The sequence below is a fragment of the Mucilaginibacter gracilis genome (assembly GCF_003633615.1).
GTDB classification, from domain to species: Bacteria; Bacteroidota; Bacteroidia; order Sphingobacteriales; family Sphingobacteriaceae; genus Mucilaginibacter; species Mucilaginibacter gracilis.
In genome coordinates this window covers 2792002-2810944 of the sequence record NZ_RBKU01000001.1, presented here as the reverse complement: position 1 = coordinate 2810944, position 18943 = coordinate 2792002, and the positions used below count along the sequence as shown (strand labels likewise).

8 protein-coding genes are annotated in these 18943 nt (G+C 42.9%); 3 read left to right on the top strand and 5 right to left on the bottom strand.

The genetic code is table 11. From position 1 onward, the window contains the following. Positions 1–328 precede the first annotated feature (328 nt). From BDD43_RS12060 to BDD43_RS12050, 3 genes are read left to right on the top strand one after another with little or no spacing between them, the layout of a single operon-like run. Positions 329–3628 (top strand): toxin-antitoxin system YwqK family antitoxin, encoded by a 3300-nt coding sequence (locus tag BDD43_RS12060; protein ID WP_121197909.1) that lies wholly within the window; start codon positions 329–331, stop codon positions 3626–3628. Further along, entirely contained in the window at positions 3618–5543 is a 1926-nt protein-coding gene (locus BDD43_RS12055; protein ID WP_162847055.1) for a DUF3857 domain-containing protein, read from the top strand. Before BDD43_RS12060 ends, BDD43_RS12055 begins: the two co-directional genes overlap by 11 nt. 5 nt (positions 5544–5548) lie before the next feature. Next, on the top strand, positions 5549–7501 hold the full coding sequence (locus BDD43_RS12050; RefSeq protein ID WP_121197907.1) for a DUF3857 and transglutaminase domain-containing protein: 1953 nt from the start codon (positions 5549–5551) through the stop codon (positions 7499–7501). Between the two features lie 185 nt (positions 7502–7686). Here BDD43_RS12050 and BDD43_RS12045 read toward each other — a convergent pair whose 3' ends face one another. From BDD43_RS12045 to gyrB, 5 genes are all read right to left on the bottom strand, one after another. Beyond that, entirely contained in the window at positions 7687–8595 is a 909-nt protein-coding gene (locus tag BDD43_RS12045; RefSeq protein ID WP_162847054.1) for a PorP/SprF family type IX secretion system membrane protein, read from the bottom strand. Between the two features lie 163 nt (positions 8596–8758). Further along, entirely contained in the window at positions 8759–11746 is a 2988-nt protein-coding gene (locus BDD43_RS12040; RefSeq protein WP_121197905.1) for a DUF2341 domain-containing protein, read from the bottom strand. A gap of 405 nt (positions 11747–12151) precedes the next feature. Then, entirely contained in the window at positions 12152–15487 is a 3336-nt protein-coding gene (locus BDD43_RS12035) for a UTP--glucose-1-phosphate uridylyltransferase (RefSeq protein WP_121197904.1), read from the bottom strand. Positions 15488–15497: 10 nt separating this feature from the next. Next, positions 15498–16439 (bottom strand): UTP--glucose-1-phosphate uridylyltransferase, encoded by a 942-nt coding sequence (locus BDD43_RS12030; protein ID WP_246001554.1) that lies wholly within the window; start codon positions 16437–16439, stop codon positions 15498–15500. Between the two features lie 216 nt (positions 16440–16655). Further along, the gene (gene gyrB / locus BDD43_RS12025; RefSeq protein WP_121201967.1) at positions 16656–18656 is read right to left on the bottom strand and encodes a DNA topoisomerase (ATP-hydrolyzing) subunit B; all 2001 of its coding nucleotides are present in this window, start codon (positions 18654–18656) and stop codon (positions 16656–16658) included. Positions 18657–18943: the final 287 nt, after the last annotated feature.

Genomic DNA, 18943 nt, shown 5'->3' with positions numbered 1-18943 from the left:
ACCTTTAACACATTTCTGGCTTTATTGGGCTAAACACGGTAAGTTATTTCCTATCGCGCTTAGCCAACTTAATTCTGTTTTGCCTACTGCCAAAGCCTGTTGAGCTATATGGCAATTATTTTCAGCATTCTCACCGCTGTGTATTTTGATGTGAAACATCAAAATATTGTTTTAATTTAAATTATTTCCTTTATTATTTTTAAAGCTATTTATATCTTTAAAAGCTGATATTATATTACAATGATTTAGAAACTAGCCTTTTTCAATCAAAAATATGCAATATCAGCTATAATTAGTTTAAAACATTTACCTAAGCCTTATCCTTCATATGAAATGCCTGAAATTTTATTTTTTGTTATTCATCGCCATACCGCAAATTGCAAAAGCTCAAAAAGATGGCTTAATTAACTCGGGGCAGGTAATCAAAGCGGGGGCGGCTCTTTATGATTCCAGCCAATACAAAAAATCGTTCCTGATGTTAAATAAAATTAACAGGAGTGATACCAATTATGTGTGGTCGTTATACGAAAGGGCCATCACGTGCGAAGCCGATAGCCAGTTTAACAAAGCGATTGAATATTGCAAGGAAGCACTTGCCCTTAAAGGGCAGCGTGAGTATGAGCCCGATTTGTATAACACCTATGGTAACTCGCTAATGGATGTGGCTAAATATGACGAAGCCCTCAAGGTTTTTGATAGCGCCATTGCCAAATACCCCATGTATTCGTTACTGTATTTTAATAAAGGTATTATAGAGCTTCAGCTCAAACATTACGACGTGGCCGAGCAGTTATTTCAAAAAACGCTCTTTATTAATCCGTATATGTACAGCGCCCACTATCAGTTAGCTTTGGCGGCGTTAAAACAAGGCAAAATAATTCAGTCGTTCCTTAGCACTGTTGGTTACCTGTTGGTTAGCCCACAGGGCAGGTACTCCTCAAAATCAATCACCTTGCTTAACCAGATTTCTAAAAGCACAGACGAGATACTGCAATATAAAAATGGCCGAACAATAACGTTGGATGCCAATTACCAAATGGCGGAAGAAATATTGCTGTCTAAAATTGCACTCGATAAACAGTACAAACCCATTATTGCGCTCGACGATGCAATTTCCCGCCAAATACAGGTCGTATTTGAAAAATTAGAATACAGCCCCGATGATAAAGATTTTTGGATACAATATTACTTGCCTTACTACAAACAGGTTTATAGCGAAGGCAATTTTGAACTATTTATAAACCACCTATTCTCGAGCGTTAAAATCGACGTGATACAAGATTATAACAAGAAGAATAAAAAGGCAATGGATACCTTTAAAACCATCGCCGGCAATTACTTTAACCTTATACGCTCATCAAAAGAGTTATTTGCCACCCGGCGCGACTCGGTAACCAAAAAATATTTATACGAAGATGGTGCGTTGGAAGGCAAGGGGCAGCTAACCAATAGCGGCAAAACATTTGTTGGCCAATGGAATTTCAGCTATTCTGCCGGTAATCCTAAAAGCGTGGGCTATTATAATGAGGCCGGCAAGCGCGAGGGGGAATGGACCTATTACTTCTTTTCAGGAAAATTGAAAGCCATTGAACACTTTAAAAACGGCAATTCGGATGGCCAACAAATTTATTATTACGAAAACGGTAATCTGTCATCACAGTCATCTTACCTCGCCGATAAACCCGAAGGCTTAATTACCACCTATTACTACAATGGTGTAAAAAAATCGATTACCTATTATAAGCTTGGTAAAAAAGATGGAGAGGTAAAAACTTTTTACAACAACGGTAACGTAAAGGTAATTTGTAATTACAGCAACGGCCTGGCAAATGGCTCGTATCAAGAATATTATAAAAGCGGCCCGCTTAAAGAATCGGGAACTTATGCTGCCGATAAACTTGAGGGCCCCTATAAATCATATTACGAAAATGGCGCCTTATCTGCCGAAATGACTTTTAGTAAAGATAATGTAACCGGCACATGGAAATCTTATTACGACAGCGGGAAATTAAAAGAAACCCGCAATTACCTTAACAACGAGGAAGACGGGCTTCACCAGGAATATTACGAAAACGGCCAGTTGAGTAACTCTTTCACCGCAAAAAAGGGTAAAATGAATGGCGATGTAGCGTATTACGATAGAGACGGTAAAGTTTACGGTCAATTTGTTTATGAGGCAGGTATGCCAAAATCAGCCAGGTATTTGAGCAAAGCGGGCACACAACTCAGTTCGTCGGTAATGGTAAATAATTTTATTGATATTACTACTTATACGCCGTTGGGCGATAAAAAGGCCCATTTTATTTATGATAAAAAGGGAGACATTAATGGGCCAGATACGCTTTTCTATCCATCGGGCAAAATCTACCAAATTAACCAGTACAAAAATGGGGAATTAAATGGCCTATCCGTTTCTTACTATGTAAACGGCACCAAAAAATCGGAGATCAACATGACGGGCGGAAAAAACGATGGCTATTACACAAGCTATAACGCCAACGGAAAACCCGAATCGGAAGGCTGGATACAAGACGGTAGTTATCAGGGCGAATGGCTATATTACAATTCGCAGGGTGTTTTAAGTTCAAAATCGTATTTTTTAGATAGCGAATTAAATGGCTATAAAGAAGAATACGACCCTGCCGGTCATAAAACATTAGAACAAAAATACTACCAGGGCTGGCTTGAAGAAATGACGCAGTATGATACCGATGGCAAAATCATATCCTCAGCTCAATTCCCCAAAGCTTCCGGAAAATATACACTGGTTTACCCTAAAGGCCAAATCATGTCGCAAGGCAACTATTTAAACGGCGATTTTGACGGCCCTTATAAAAACTATTTTTTTGACGGAAGCCTGGAGAGCATCTTTTTTTATAAAAAAGGAGTTTTAGACAGCACCTATACCAGCTATTACTTTGGCGGAACCAAGCGCCTGGAAGGCCTCTACCTGCGCGGTAACAAAAGCGGCCTGTGGAAAAGCTATGACGAAGACGGAACGTTAACGCATACAACCACCTATGCAAACGATATGATAAATGGCATCCGCACTTATTATAACCCTAATGGCACCAAAGATTTTATTGCCGAGTATAAAGATGATTTGTTAGACGGCCTTTCACAAAAGTATGATGAGGATGGCTCGCTGGCCTATCAGGCATTGTTTCAAAACGATAAAATAGTATCGTACACTTATTTGGGGGCCGATGGTAAGTTGTTGCCGTTTATCACGGTAGCAGGTACAAATGGCATTTTTAAATCGTACTTTGCTAACGGCAAGGTATCCAGAGAATGCTTTTACAGCGATGGCGAAAAAAACGGGAAAATGACCATCTATTATACCAACGGCAAACCGCGATCTACCGACGAAACGGTGTATGGCATATCCGAAGGGCCGGATAGAGAATACTATCCCGACGGAAAATTAAAATCGGAGTATCAGTATCTAAACGATAACTATAACGGTATTTGTAAAGAGTACTATAAAAACGGTGTTTTAAAAAAGGAAATTACTGTGGTAAACGGATATAATAACGGGCCAAGTAAATATTACAACGAAAACGGCAAGCTTATCAAAACTATGCTGTATGAAAATGGAAAACTATTATCAGTTACTCATGAGAAATAAAAAACGCTTACTATTAATATGTTTAACAATTTGTTTCTCTTTCCAGTTAGGCGGTTTAAAAGCACAAACTCTTGATGCCTTACTTAAACAGTATCCCGATGAAAAAGCGGTATTGCTTAACAGAACGCTTGATTATACCATCAGCTTAAAAAATGGCCAACCTTATGTAGAGAGCCACGAACTACAGCAGATAGAATACCTGCAAGGTAATGCGGCGGCCTTCATGAGCGAGTATGGTTTTTCGCACAGCGATTTTCAAAAGCTGGTATCGTACCAGGCTTATACCCGCACATCCGATGATAAAAAACTAAAGGTAACCGAGTTTAAAACAAGCACAAATAAAGAGAGCTTTGTATTTTACGACGACGTTAAAAGCACTACGTTCAACTTTCCGGCTGTAGGCCCTGGTGCCATTGGCAACCTGGAGGTATCGTGGCTCAATACCGACCCGCATTTGCTGTCGCCCTTTTATTTTACAAGCTCTATGCCTGTAGCTAACAGCGAGTTAAAGGTAACGGTTGCTAATGATATATCGCTAAAGTACCACCTTATGGGCTTAGATACCAACCAAATAACGGTAAAAATAGAACGTAACCGGCACGATAAGCTTTACACCTTTCAATACAAAAACTGCCCTGCCGATAAGCGGTATGAAGATGCGCCCGGCTTTGGATGGTACTCGCCCCATGTGATATTTTATATCGAAAATTACAAAGGGCAGGATAACCAAATCGTTTCGTATCTCTCAAACGCCAGCGATTTGTATAAACTGAATTACAGCTACATCAAAAAAATAAATACCACCATTAGCCCCGAGCTTAAAAGCGTTGTTGATTCTATCACGGCAAAGGCCACATCGGCGGAAAGTAAGGCAAAAACTATTTACTCCTGGGTGCAGCGTAATATCAAATACGTAGCCTTTGAAGATGGTATGGAGGGGTTTGTGCCGCGCGATGCAGGCCTGGTTTGCAGCAGGCGCTTTGGCGATTGTAAAGACATGGCCAGCATTTTAACCGAAATGTTGAATGCAGCGGGTGTGCCTGCATATTTTACCTGGATAGGCACCCGCGATTTACCTTATAAATTTAGCGAAGTACCACTGCCGCTGGTAAGCAACCACATGATATGTGCCATTAAACTTAACGACCAATATATTTTTTTAGATGGCACCGACCCTACATGCGTTTTTGGAACACCCTCATACGGCATACAGGATAAAGAAGCCATGATTGCTATTAATGAGCAGGAGTATAAAATTTTAAAAGTACCCGTAATGGAAAAAACCAGCAACCTATTTACCGATACAACGTGGCTTGAATTAGGCCCTACAGGTATTTCCGGAAAAATAAAACAGGAATTGCAGGGCTATTTTGCATCAAATATTTACGCAAGGTTAATGTATGCCAATGGCAAAAACCTAAAAGAGAGCATGAAATACGAATTTGAACGCGGCTCCAATAAGTTTCAACTGGATACTTTCCAGATTGAAAAAAAACCAACTACTGATAAAATAGCACTATCGGCCAATTTTAGTTTGCACGATTATGCCAAAAAAATAGGTAACGAATACTATTTAAATCTCAACCTTTTCAAGTTTTTTGCCGATCAGCAAATAGATTATCCTAAACGCGCAATGCCTATTGAGTACAGCTTTAAGTATATTAAAAAATATGTTACCATGCTTAAAGTACCCGAAGGGTACAAAATTACCTACTTGCCGCAAGGTAAAGAATACCACAATAACGTGTGGGGCTTTAACCTGCAATACGAGCAAAAAGGCAACTGGGTAATACTAACTCAGCAATTTTACAACGATAACCTAATGTTAAGCAGCGACCAGTTTGAACCCTGGAATAAAGTACTCGAAAACCTTTTCCCGCTGTATAAAGAAACCCTAAGCCTTACAAAAATCTAACTACCATGAAAAAGCAATCGCTTTTATTATTTACAGCATTATTATGCTGGCAAAACCTCTATAGCCAGGCTATTGAAAAAGAAACCTGGGAGGCAAAGCCTGTTATCCATACCGTTGGCACTAAATATGGCAAAGAGTCGGCAGTTATCATTATGGATAAACGACAAATAGAATATATAGATGAAAAGGAAGAAGTTGCCGAATATTATACCCTGCATAAAATTATTCACATTAACGATGACAGGGGGATAGAGAACTTTAACAAAATCTATCTCGGCGTAAGCGAAAAATCGGACATTGTGGATGTGAGGGCCCGCACCATTACCCCCGACGGTAAAATTATAGAGCTTAATAAAAACAACATCAAAGATATTAAGGAGGAGGATGGTAATACCTATAAAATTTTTGCTTTGGATGGCCTAAGCAAAGGTTGCGAGGTAGAGTATTTTTATACGGTAAAAAGGCCCACAACTTACTTTGGCCGTGAGGTTATTCAAAGTGTCTTCCCCATTTTAGCAAGCTCCGTACAGCTCATTAAACCCGAACGCCTCAAATTCGAGATCAAACCTTACAATTGCCCGGCAAGCCCTGTTGATACCCTAATTGGCACCAAAAAAATTACGCGCTGCGATTTTACCGGGATACCGGGCGCCGAAGAGGAAAAATATGCCTTTTACGATAACAACCTTTGGCGGGTTGAGTTTAAACTATCATATAACGATGCCAAACAAAAGGGTGAGCGCCTTTTTACCTGGAATGAATTAGCGCGCAGAATTTTTAGTGTTTACACTTATTACTCCGAAAAAGACGTTAAAAAAGTACAGGATTTGGTTAAGGCCAATGCCTGGGATGGCCTTGGCGACGAGGTTAAAAAAATTATAGCTGTAGAAAACTACATCAAAAAAAATTATTCGTACAACGACGATCTAAAAAGCGACGAGGGTAATAGTCTGGAAAGCGTTATTAAAAACAAAATAGGCGGAACTATAGGCTCTGTGCGTTTATATAGTGCTATATTCCAAAATCTGGGCATACGGTATCAGTTTGTATTAACCGGCGACAGAAACAAGTTTATGATTGACAGGACGTTTGAGAACTGGAACAATTGTGATTACCCGCTATTCTATTTCCCCGCCGAAAATAAATTTATAGCTCCAACACGGCCCGATTACAGGTATCCGCTTATTTACCCGTACTGGGGCGATACCAATGGCCTGTTTTGCAAAAGTACATCAATTGGTACGTTTTCAACCGCTATTGCCGATATCCGCCCCATTGAACTGGAAGATTATAAAAAATCCTGCTCCAACATCGAATCCAAACTTGAGCTTAACAACAATTTAGATTCGATAACCGTGGACGCTAAACAGATATACGACGGTTATCCGGCTGTCGACTACAGGGATGCGTTCAATTTTTCAAACGAGGACCAGAAAAAAACTATGATTAAGGAGATGGCCAAAATGGTTTCCAGTACCGATCATATTCTTTTCTCCGAAGCTTTAAATAGCGCATTCGAAGCCACCGATCAGCCTTTTATCATGCATACCAAAACGAAATCAGCTGAATTAATTGAACATGCCGGAAATAAATTATTGCTTAAAATAGGACTGGCCATTGGTCCACAGGTTGAAATGTACCAGGAAAAACCCCGGCAGCAACCCGTTGATATTGAATACGGACACGTTGAAAAAAGAAAGATCGAATTTACCATCCCGGCGGGCTATACCATCAGCAATCCCAATGATTTAAAAATTGACGAAACCTTTAAGGATAACGGCGAACTCACAATGGGTTTTGTATCTAATTACGAGATTAAAGGTAACCTACTCACTGTTAACATCACAGAAGAGTACCGGAAAACACTTTATCCGCTCAGCCAATTCCCCCAATTTAGAAAGATCATCAATGCCTCGTCAGATTTTAATAAAGTTGTACTTGTGCTTCAAAAAATGTAAGCTATCGCTGCAATAGTGCTTTTCTATTAATTGGATAATATGGTTTCCAGTCTAACAGAAACATCTGACCAATTCACCACTATAAAACCAAAAAAGCTGTCCCTTTTTAAGACAGCTTTTTTGGTTTACAGCGTTTAGCTTTATACCCCAATAATGGGGAACGATGCGTTTTAGTGTTTCAACGCCTATTTAAACAATTTAAATTTAATACCCAGTTCAAAGGTGTTGGGTGCATAGGCACTCACCGCACCGGTGTTGTTGGTGTAGGCAAATAGCAGGCCCATGGTAGGCAGGTCTAGCCCGGCACCGAAGGTGATGGTTTTGTTGGTGTGGTATACTGTGGAGATGTCGAAGTGGTTGGTTGGCATCAAAAGGTCTACTCCGCCATCAAAAATATTATCGAAACCTTTAACGCCCCTATAGGCTACCTTGGGTTCTACAATCAGTTTGTTGTACGGGTTGTCGAACGTGATCTTGTAGCTTGCTGCCGTGAAAAACGTTGCACGGTCTATTTCTAAATCTTCGCCGTCGGCCTGTGAGAAGATGCTCTTCAGGTTTGGTAATGAGCCTTGCAGGGTGAGTGCCTTGTTGGTGTATGATAGGCCGAAGTCGCCGTCTACATATGCGCCTCTGTTGTTATAGTTGGCTGCCTGGATGTCGCTGGCATCGCCTACAATTTTGCTATAGTCCAGATGGTTGCTCGTGATGCCTAATGATAAGCCGAAGTTCAGCTTATCACCATCGCCGCTAATGGGCAAATGGTAGGCAAATGTACCCATCACACGTGTTCTGGATAGTAAGCCTGCCTGGTCGGCATTCAGGTTAATCCCAAGCCCTACGTTGTTGCCCGCGCCAAAGTCCGCCGTGGCATTTTGCAGCTTGGGGCCACCGGGTACCGTGTTCCACTGTTGCTGGTAGCCCAGGTTCAGGTTCAAGCCTTTTTCCATCCCTGCCATTGCAGGGTTTGTGAGGTACTCATTCTGGAAATAGCCCGAATGGAAGCCTGTTAACTGTGCCTTGGCTCCCTGTGTTGCTCCAAGCATGCACAGTACGCCTATTACCAGGTGCAGTGCTTTTATATTTTGTGATCTCATTATCTTGTATGCTTTCATTATTAATAGTTAATAATTTGATATGTCTTTCTTTATCCCATCCTTTGGGATCGTTATCCGGCACTTGCCTTTTTTTTTCTCTTGATTCCTGATTCTGGCTTCCTGATTCTATCTTATGGATTCCTGATTCTATCTTTCTCCCGGCTTATCTCTTTCTCAGGATGCTCACGTATCCTTTGATCGGTTGTGCGCCAAAGATGCCCAGGTCTATGGCATAGTAGTACGTACCTTCGGTTAACGGTGAGCCGCTCAGGGTACCATCCCAGGTATTGGCATAGCTATGCTGAGCAAACACGATACGGCCTGCCCTGTCAAATACTTTTACGGTATTGTTAGGGTACAGCAATATGTCTTTAATGATCCAGTTATCGTTCTTGCCGTCTCCGTTAGGGGTCAGGATGTTGGTTGCAAATACCGCATCTGGTGGTACTGCTCTGTACAGTGCTATGGTATAGGTCAGTTTCGTTGTTCCGTCCTGTGCTGTTACCAGTACTGTGATGGTGTTATTGCCTACGCTCAGGTCAACTGCAAAGGGTCCGCCGTTGGTTGCAGGCAGGCCGTTCACCAGAACCGTGGCCGTTGGGTCGGCCGTCGGGATCACTGTTACATTGCTTACGCTGTTGGCTACCGATGTGGTATAGCTAAACGTGCCTGTTGCAAATGTTGGCGACAGGATGCCGTTGCTGATCGTGAGGTTACTCAGGTTGGCATTCGTTAACGGGATTACCCTGAACGTACCTGCTACATAGCTGATGCTATAGTTGGGGCCTACTGCGCCGCTTGCCGTAATAGGGTAAGTACCGGGCAACGAGGTGATGGTGGCTGTAGTGGTGATTGTTGGCTGGGTGCTTAGGCTGTTATTGGTATCGCCATTCACCAGGCCGGTATACGTTACCGTTAGTGTTGGGTTTGGCTGACCGTAGTTCCTGCTGATGTTATTGGCCGTAATCACCAAGGGTGCCTGCGTTACCGTTAGCGTGGCTGCTGTATAGCTGATGCTATAGTTTGCACTGGCTGCGCCTGTAGCTGTGATGGGATATGTGCCTACTGCCGAACTTGCTGTTGCTGTGGTGGCAATGGTTGGCTGGGTGGTGAGTTTCGTTGCGTCGTCGCTATTCACAAAACCGCTATAGGTTACTGCCAGCGTTGGGTTGGCTGCGCCGTATACTTTGGTTTGGTTAACCGCCGTGATGTTAAGCCCTGCTTTGGTTACCGTTAGGCTACCTGCGGTATAGGTAATGTTATAGTTTGCACTTGCTGCGCCTGCTGCTGTAATGGGGTACGTGCCCACTGCCGAACTCGCCGTTCCTGTTGTCGTGATCGTTGGTTGCGTGGTTAATACACCGCTCGTTTCGCTATTCACAAAGCCGCTGTATGTTACTGCCAACGTTGGCAACACCGCGCCGTATACTTTGGTGGCATTACTTGCTGTAATGGTCAGGCCTGCTTTGGTTACCGTTAGCGTGCCTGCGGTATAGCTGATGGTATAGTTCGGGCTTGCTGCGCCTGTAGCCGTAATGGGGTAGGTATTCACCTGGCTGCCTGTTACTGCCGTAGTGGTGATGGTTGGTTGGGTGGTTAGGCTGCTGTTGGTATCGCCGTTCACAAAGCCGCTATAGGTGGCTGTTAAGGTTGGGTTGGCTGCGCCGTATATCTTGGTTTGGTTAACCGCCGTAATGTTAAGGCCTGCCGGGGTTACTGTTAGGCTGCCGGCTGTATAGGTAATGGTATAGTTAGAAGCTACCGCGCCTGTGGCTGTAATAGGGTACGTACCTACTGCCGAACTCGCCGTTCCGGTGGTCGTAATCGCTGGTGCTGTGGTTAGTACGGCGCTCGTTTCGCCGTTTACAAAGCCGCTGTAGGTTACTGCCAAGGCTGGAAGGGCGTCACCGTATACTTTGGTGGCGTTGCTTGCTATTATGGTTAAAGGAGCTTGAGCTATGGTAATGGTTTGCTGTACATCAGTAGCGGCGAGGTAAGTATTATCGCCGGCTTGCGATGCTGTGATTGTAGCTGTACCTGCACCCACAATATGGAGTTTCCCACTTACTATGGTTACTGCTGCTGTATTTGAGCTTGTATAAGTTACAGGTATTGTATTATTAGTACTTGTTGCGCCTGGATCAAAATCGGGATTGCCGTAAACTTTATTGGTAGGCAATGCCGTAAACGTGATGGTTTGCGGTAGTTTGTTTACTTGCTCGGCAGCTACCGTGAATGTTGGAGTTTGCGCTGCATATTGGCGCGCGCGGAACCAATCAACAGACATTGTACCGGTACCTGTTTCCAGGCATCCGAAGGCAGTTTGAATAGTAGCGGAAGGGGCTTGAGCTAAATTTATATTAGCCAGTGCACCACCAGGCCAACTGCCATTTTGATGGGTTGCATCAATGGTTACCAAACTCCACAAACCTGTTGTGTTTCCCAAATTTGTACTTGAACTAAAATTGCCAGCATAGTCGGATCCAGACGCTAAAATGACACCTAAGTACATTGTTGTACCACCCTGGAAAAGTGCTGAACCACTAAAAGTTCCGGAATTAACTTGCGCCAAGCTGGGCCAATTGCCCGACGTAGAATTTGCTTTAATTTCGCTTACGTATGGACCAGGCAAAGAAGCATTAGACCGTACTACACTTGAAGCCGAGGATGCTTGAAATGAAATGGAGCCTCCCGAAATACTGTACGGACTTCCATAGGCTGTCCATTTTGAAGCATCAAGCGTACCGCCGTCAAAATCGTCAAATAACATAAAGGTAGCATTTCCGTCTGTTGCCGCCGCTGCTGCGCTATTGCCATAGTAGCAATAAATGGTATTGGTGCCATTAGCAGGTACCGAGTTAACCTTCACCCAAATAATAGTATTGGCGGTGTTTATGCCGCTTTCTATCCAATAAGGTAAATTAGTGCAGCTTCCATCAACAAAGCGAATATCGTTGCCGGCAGCATTCATCTTGCCAGCCGATATTAGCGCTTGGGTATTCAAGGTAATACTAACCTGAAAATCGGCTAACGCACTTCCATTTGAGTTTGAAACGGTTATAGGAGCTTTATAAAGCCAACCGGTTAAACATTGCCCCTTTAATAAAAACGGGGAAAAACAAAGTACAATAAAAAGTAAATATTTATTCATGAGTGGTTTTTTTTATTGTTTTAATAAAAATCATATTTATAGCCATGCAAAGGCTAAATGCTGAATATCGTTAAAAACAAGAGTAAATATATATATTACTCTATAAAAAAAATACAATCGTCGGAAAATATTTAAACTTTTAATTTTCTGTTTTTTTGGTTCTTTATGCGACTGGAAACAGAGTTAAGAAAGTGATAAAAAATTACTCGTCAGGTTATTAACCTGTAGTTTTTATTATATAAAATAGATTAATAAATATTCGCTTTGGTTTTTAAAATTTCTACATTTGATTATTATTTAACTAAAAAAATACCTATATAATAAAATCAAAAAAACAAGGATTTATTACAAGATGTAATAAATCCAAAACGGGAGAAACTTAAATATTAACTTAACCCCAAATAGCTACTCAAAGTGGCATAAACTATCCACAAAGTCCTTACCGCCATCGGTAACCCACGAATCTAATTGCGCCGGATCCTTCATTTGCTGGCCTCGGAAACGGGGTACAACAACGTAGCCGCATTGGATATTGGTAAGAGACGACATGTCGCTCCATAATTTTTCAATTTGTGCAACAGGGTAAATATCTTCCTGCCCATGGCCCCAGCGGTACTTAACATCTTTAATGGTTACATAGGTTGGCATTCGTTTGGCAATACTTCTTACTGCTTTGGCTAAAACAGCTTCGTCGGCTTTTTGAAGGTCCTCGCGGCTTAGCCCAAACAGTTTTAGCAAAGGGTCTATCTGTATCCAGGTGGTCATGGTGTTATAATAGCTCAGGCCAAGTTCGTCCTCTTCACGTGGCTGCGCCAAGCCCTCCATCAGCCTTACATGGCCGTTTACACGTGCCAAACCGCCGCCCTGATCTTCAATGCGGCGCGGTATCACCTCAAAGGTGAGCGCATTGCCCGATTCCAAATGATACCCCAAAATACTCAAATCAACATCCGCGCCAAGCGTATCAATATTATGCAGCATAATGGTTTTCAATTGCGGGTCGGTTTTCAAAAGCTCTGCCAGGGTACCGTTACGTAAAAGGTTTGATATCTCGTACCAGTGCCCAAGGGGCGAAAAACGTTGTGCGGCAATATTGTCCTCGTAATCGGTGGCTTCGCCCTTTCGCTTCGCCCATTCTATCATGCTTGATCGTACCGCTTCTAAAACTTTCTGTTTGTTATCATCCAGAAGTTCCTGAGGCATTTCCTCCCACATAAAACGCAAATCGCGCTCGGTTGGGATGTAACGCTGACCGATAGACCGGCCCTCGGACAGCAATACCTTTCCGCTATACCCATAATTATGGGCTTGGTGTAACTTTTTACGGATGGCCTGATGCGTTAGATAACTTGTGGCAACAATATGCGGAATAGTGGTATGATATTGGCCGGCAGCTTTACGTGTTTTGGCCAGGTGTATCTCCAAAAAGCTACGATGGCTACCTTGCAATACCACAAACGGGTTGAGTGCTTTAATTACACCGGCCCCTTTTGTCCACCGGCTGCCAACTCCCGCGGCAAGGCTCATTACGGCAACCTTGCCATTACGCAGGGCTTCTTCTCCCCTTTTTTTGCCCGGTGAAAGGTTTTCATAGTTAACAACATCGGTAGGCAACACATCTTCTATGCTGGTCTCAATTGGTAACCGGTTGTTTAGTAAACTAATTTGCCCCTTTTGCAACTGCTCCCTGATTTCTTCATGCTGAATATGGTCGAACCCGTTCATCTTTTTGATCAGATCGGCTTTGTCATCTTCGGCCCTGCGCCCCCCATGAGATGCCGGGTCGGACACTTTAAACAAATTGCTGATAATGGTGCGCAACAGAGGATAGGCCAGGTTATTTTGTTCGCAATAAGTAGTAAACCGGTCAACCTCGGCTCGCCTGATATAGTTGATAGACGCGGGCTCTTTCCGCACCATTTCCGAAACATGTATCGCATAGTATTGCTCCGGCATCAGGGCATCGTAACCATGTAACAAATTGCTCCATGTACCATGCTGGTTAATGCTCCAGTTATAAACCACGGGTTGCATGGCAAAGGGCAATGAATCGGATAATTCGTTTTTGGTAGTTTGCAAAATATCGAGTACAGCCTGTTTATAATCCTGATACTTATCCGGGTTCACAAACATACCCATCCCCCCGCCCGACATGCCGCCGAGCATCAAAAAACCGTAATAATTTTCGCCAAATTGTTTTTTAGCTTTTTCGATAATCTGTTCGGTAAAATAGGTTGTTGCCCAGGGGATAATGGCCTTAATAGGGCCGTTAAAGTTATTTTCGGTATTGGTAGCCAGCTTTTTGATGTCGCCGTCTTTAATGGCTGCCAATATATTATCAAATATTAAATTGGTTTGCTGGCGGGCGTGCCATTCCTGCTCGCCGCGGAGCAGGTATTTTTCGGTCACCATTTCCAAAATAGGACCCACGTTTGATGCCATACCGCCGTGCATCAGCACTAACGAATTCATTATTTTTTCGGCCATTTGAGCGCCTACCTGTTCGCCCTCTAAAATTTGATGACGGGGTAGTAACGTTCCCTTGCTGATGTTGTATTCAGGATCGCCAACCTGCGCAAACGTGCCCTGAATAGCTTTGATACCGGGCCAAACACCGCCCGAATCCTGCCAGCCGCCGCCCGAGCCGCCAATCCACTCACCCAATATAGCGCGCGACGCAACCAAACGCCGCTCGGTCTCAATTAAACCGCCTTCCAGTTTTTGGGTTTGCCCGGTTGCCCGCATCAATAAACTAATGATGGAACCAAGCAGATTTGTGGAGACAGCGAAACGCGAACCTTTAGGAATATCATTAACGCGTGTAACCAATTCTATACCCATCCCAGGCGCAATAATTTGGGCCAATATACCGGGCAAGGATTGGTTGGTACCTTCGAAAGAAGGTGGAATAAACCCTGAAGCAATAATACCTGCTTTGATGAGACTTAGGTAATCATTCCCGAAATTGAATAAATCGGCCAGATCTGTAATATCTTTAGTTGTATTAAGATCAATACTGGTTACGCGGATAACCGGCTCCGGAATTACCCGCAGGTAACTGTGCAGGGGTGGCCTTATCTCCTTATCCCGGCCAAAAACACCAAGATCTATAGAGAGGTTAATTACACGTGCTCCTTCGGGGTAATCCATCCCGAGGAAAAAAATATCCGACCATCCGCTATGCGTAAGGTCCATCCGTACTGATGTATTTTCGTGCAGGATGGGATAAAAAATAGTATTATCTTTAAGGATAAGCAATTGTGGATGAATGCGTACCGGATGTTCTTCCTGGTGCCCCACACGAAACATCCATTGGTTGCCCTTGCTTGCACGCACACTTTTGCGCACCTGATCGGCCAAAATTTGGAACGATAAATTATGATAGGCCTCGGCCAACGCGCTGTACAATGTTGCACTTGGGCCCGAAACTTTTAATTCAGTTAAAAAAACACTGATGGCATGCTCAAACCTCCGTGCAAGCAAGTCCTCAAAGCCATGATACGGAATTTTACCGGTTACGGGTGTATTTTGAGATTTGACCAAAAAAAACCTGAAACCTGCGTACAAAAACAAAATAGCCCTTACCTTATCATATAAATTGAGGGTTTCTTTACGGAAGGTATCCAGTTCGAGCAAGGCTTTTAAAAGCTCATCTGATTTGAGTTGACCCGCAAGCTGGTAAAACGACTGATTACGTACCTTAGGATCTGTGGAGGTTATGGTGTGGACGAAAAGATTCATTTTGAACAGCTTATTTTTTTAATTCGTTTGCCTCGGCTAAGGCTTCAACCAATGTGGTGAGCGTTTCGTCGTGTGCTTCGCCGGCAAGGCCAAGGGCTATTTGCGCACGTAACAAACCATTTTTCCGGCTCAAATCATAACGTTTACCCTTCACTTCGAGCGAAAGATATCGATCTACCGAAGCCAGTTCCTGCAAAGCAGGCGTTAACAGGTAGTTTTTATTTTCTATCTGCTTTTGTAGCAAATCGAAAATAACCGGTGTAAATACATGCATCCCAAAAAAACAGAGGTAGTAGCCCACACGCAAGCCGGGGGTTGATAGTTCCAGTTCGGCCAAACTCAGTGATGGCTTTTCAATTATCTTTTCTATTTCATAAATTCCACTGGTATTGGCTACCTGTTTACCTGTTAAGGTGCCGTAGCGGCCAATCTGATGTTCTATTGTAGGGTTAGAGGCTGATACCGAACAGTTTTCTTGTGCTGCCAGTTCAAGCAACTGGGCGGCACAGCGTTTTTGCAAGGCCGATATGTAAAGATAATCGCCCAAAAGCAGCAAGAAGGGTTCGTTATTAACAAATTCTCTGGCACAATAAACCGAGTGACCGTAGCCCAGCGGCTCCGTTTGCTCAACAAATTGGATATGATTTAAAAAGTAATCTATACCCTCTGCCTGTTTTTTCGCCCAGTCGATACTGTTGTACGAACTCAGCAAGTTATCGCGTAAAGAGGTAAACGAACTTACATACCTTTCGCCATCCCCGGGTGCACAAACCACACATATTTCTTCAATCCCACTTGCAAAGGCCTCTTCTGCAATTATTTGTATAACAGGCTTGTGCAAACCGTCAATATCAATAACGGGGAGCATTGCCTTTTGAACGGTATCCGCAACAGGATACAACCTCTGCCCGCGAGCCGCAGCAGTTATTACACCTTTTTTGATTCTCATCATTAAAAAAATTTAGGCTAAATATATATAACTTATGCAAACGATTGCAGCATATTACACCAAATATTACATTTTACTATTTGCAAAATGCAATCAAGTTAGGGTGTCCGCCCGATAATTAAATGTAATACTACAAAAATAGAAAAGCCAGGCGTGAGCCTGGCTTGTAATAAATAATATTTATATGGGTTTTAAATATGTTCGGTTTCCGCGGAAGCCTTAAATATCTATCCTTGCGTATTTGGCATTTTTTTCAATAAACTCGCGGCGCGGGGCAACCTCATCTCCCATTAGCATGGAGAAAGTATGGTCGCATTCGGCTGCGTTATCTATTGTAGCGCGGCGCAGGGTGCGGGTTTCGGGGTTCATGGTAGTGTCCCATAGTTGTATGGCATTCATCTCACCCAAACCTTTATAACGTTGTACGTGTACGCTATCTTCTTTACCGGCACCCTTTAAACGCTGTATGGCGTTTAGGCGTTGGTCTTCGGTCCAGCAATATTCCTGATCTTTACCTTTTTTAACCAGGTATAACGGTGGCGACGCAATGTATACATAGCCGTTTTCAACCAAGGCTTTCATATACCGGAAGAAGAAAGTAAGAATCAATGTTGTAATGTGGCTACCATCAACGTCGGCATCCGTCATGATAACAATTTTGTGGTAACGCAGTTTATCAAGGTTCAATGCTTTCACATCATCAACGGTGCCTATGCTTACGCCCAGAGCGGTAAACATGTTCTTGATTTCTTCGTTCTCGTAAATTTTGTGTTCCATGGCTTTCTCCACGTTCAGTATTTTACCACGTAATGGCAAAATAGCCTGGTATTCGCGGTTACGGCCCATTTTGGCGGTACCACCCGCCGAGTCACCTTCCACTAGGTACAATTCACAAACGGCCGGATCGCTATTGGCGCAATCGGCCAGTTTACCAGGTAAGCCCGAACCGCCCATTACGTTTTTACGCTGCACCATTTCGCGGGCCTTACGGGCCGCAGCACGTGCCTGCGCTGCAATAATAACTTTACCAACAATTAACTTGGCTTCCTTAGGGTTTTCTTCTAAAAAGTTACCCAATATTTCGCCAACAGCCATATCAACGGCGCCCATCACTTCGTTGTTACCCAACTTACCCTTGGTTTGCCCTTCAAATTGCGGCTCCTGTACTTTTACCGAAATTACAGCAGTTAATCCCTCGCGGAAATCATCACCTGTAATTTCAACCTTCATGTTTTTCAACAATCCCGATTTATCGGCATAAGCCTTTAAAGTACGGGTTAACCCACGGCGGAAACCTGCTACGTGTGTACCACCCTCAATGGTATTGATATTGTTTACGTAGCTATGTACGTTTTCGCTGTAAGTATCATTATACTGGAAAGCCAGCTCAACCGGGATACCATTTTTAATACCATCCAGATAAATTGGCTCGGGTATGATAGATGTACGGGTGCTGTCCAAATAAGCTACAAACTCCTGCAAGCCGCCTTCCGAGAAAAATACTTCGTTAAGAAAACTGCCATCTTCGTTCACAACACGCTCATCGGTTAAAGTTAACTTGATGCCTTTGTTGAGGAAAGACAATTCGCGCAAGCGGCCCGCTAATGTTTCGTATTTGTATTCGAGGGTTAAGGTAAATATTTCCGGGTCGGGCTGGAAAGTTTGTGTAGTACCGGTATGGTCGGATACGCCGATTTCTTTAACCTCAAACATAGGTTTACCCTTTTCATATTCCTGGGTAAATATTTTGCCTTCGCGGTACACCAACGTTTTCATGTGGGTTGATAACGCGTTAACGCAACTTACACCCACACCATGCAAACCGCCCGATACCTTGTAAGTATCCTTATCAAACTTACCACCGGCATGCAACACTGTCATTACAATTTCCAGTGCCGATTTATTTTCTTTTTTATTGATACCTGTAGGTATACCACGCCCGTTATCAATAACGGTAATGGAGTTACCTTCGTGAATAAAAACATTAATGGTATCGCAATGGCCTGCTAAGGCCTCATCAATAGAGTTATCTACAACCTCGTAAACCAAGTGGTGCAGGCCCTTTGCGCCTGTATCGCCAATATACATAGAGGGGCGCTTACGTACGGCCTCTAAACCTTCTAAAACCTGTATATTATCCGCATTATAAGTAGATTTATCTTCTTTTTCTTCGGGTTTATTTACTTGTTCTTCGTTAATATCTTCGTTTTCTTCGCTCATAATTAATATAAAATCAACAACCTTCAAAAATACAAAAATTGGCTGAGATATGGGTTATTGTTGATAAAAAGACGCTCCGCTAAATATCGTTCTAAACATGCTCACTTTGTTACTATTGGCGCGCCCAAACAACTTGTAATAATAACCTGCCCGCTTAAATAACAGGCAAGCCACAGCGCGGGTTTGTATTTATTTGTTCATTAATTTTGTAAACATTACAATTCCCGGAATTTTCAAAAGATTAGGATACTTGTACCGAAAGTTTATCTTTGTCAAAATTTTTAAGT

What these genes read in the sequence shown, in the direction of transcription:
- BDD43_RS12060 (WP_121197909.1), top strand. Translation starts at nt 329, where the DNA reads ATGAAATGCCTGAAATTTTATTTTTTGTTATTCATCGCCATACCGCAA.
- BDD43_RS12055 (WP_162847055.1), top strand. Translation starts at nt 3,618, where the DNA reads ATGAGAAATAAAAAACGCTTACTATTAATATGTTTAACAATTTGTTTC.
- BDD43_RS12050 (WP_121197907.1), top strand. Translation starts at nt 5,549, where the DNA reads ATGAAAAAGCAATCGCTTTTATTATTTACAGCATTATTATGCTGGCAA.
- BDD43_RS12045 (WP_162847054.1), bottom strand. Translation starts at nt 8,595, where the DNA reads ATGAGATCACAAAATATAAAAGCACTGCACCTGGTAATAGGCGTACTG.
- BDD43_RS12040 (WP_121197905.1), bottom strand. Translation starts at nt 11,746, where the DNA reads ATGAATAAATATTTACTTTTTATTGTACTTTGTTTTTCCCCGTTTTTA.
- BDD43_RS12035 (WP_121197904.1), bottom strand. Translation starts at nt 15,487, where the DNA reads ATGAATCTTTTCGTCCACACCATAACCTCCACAGATCCTAAGGTACGT.
- BDD43_RS12030 (WP_246001554.1), bottom strand. Translation starts at nt 16,439, where the DNA reads ATGATGAGAATCAAAAAAGGTGTAATAACTGCTGCGGCTCGCGGGCAG.
- gyrB (WP_121201967.1), bottom strand. Translation starts at nt 18,656, where the DNA reads ATGAGCGAAGAAAACGAAGATATTAACGAAGAACAAGTAAATAAACCC.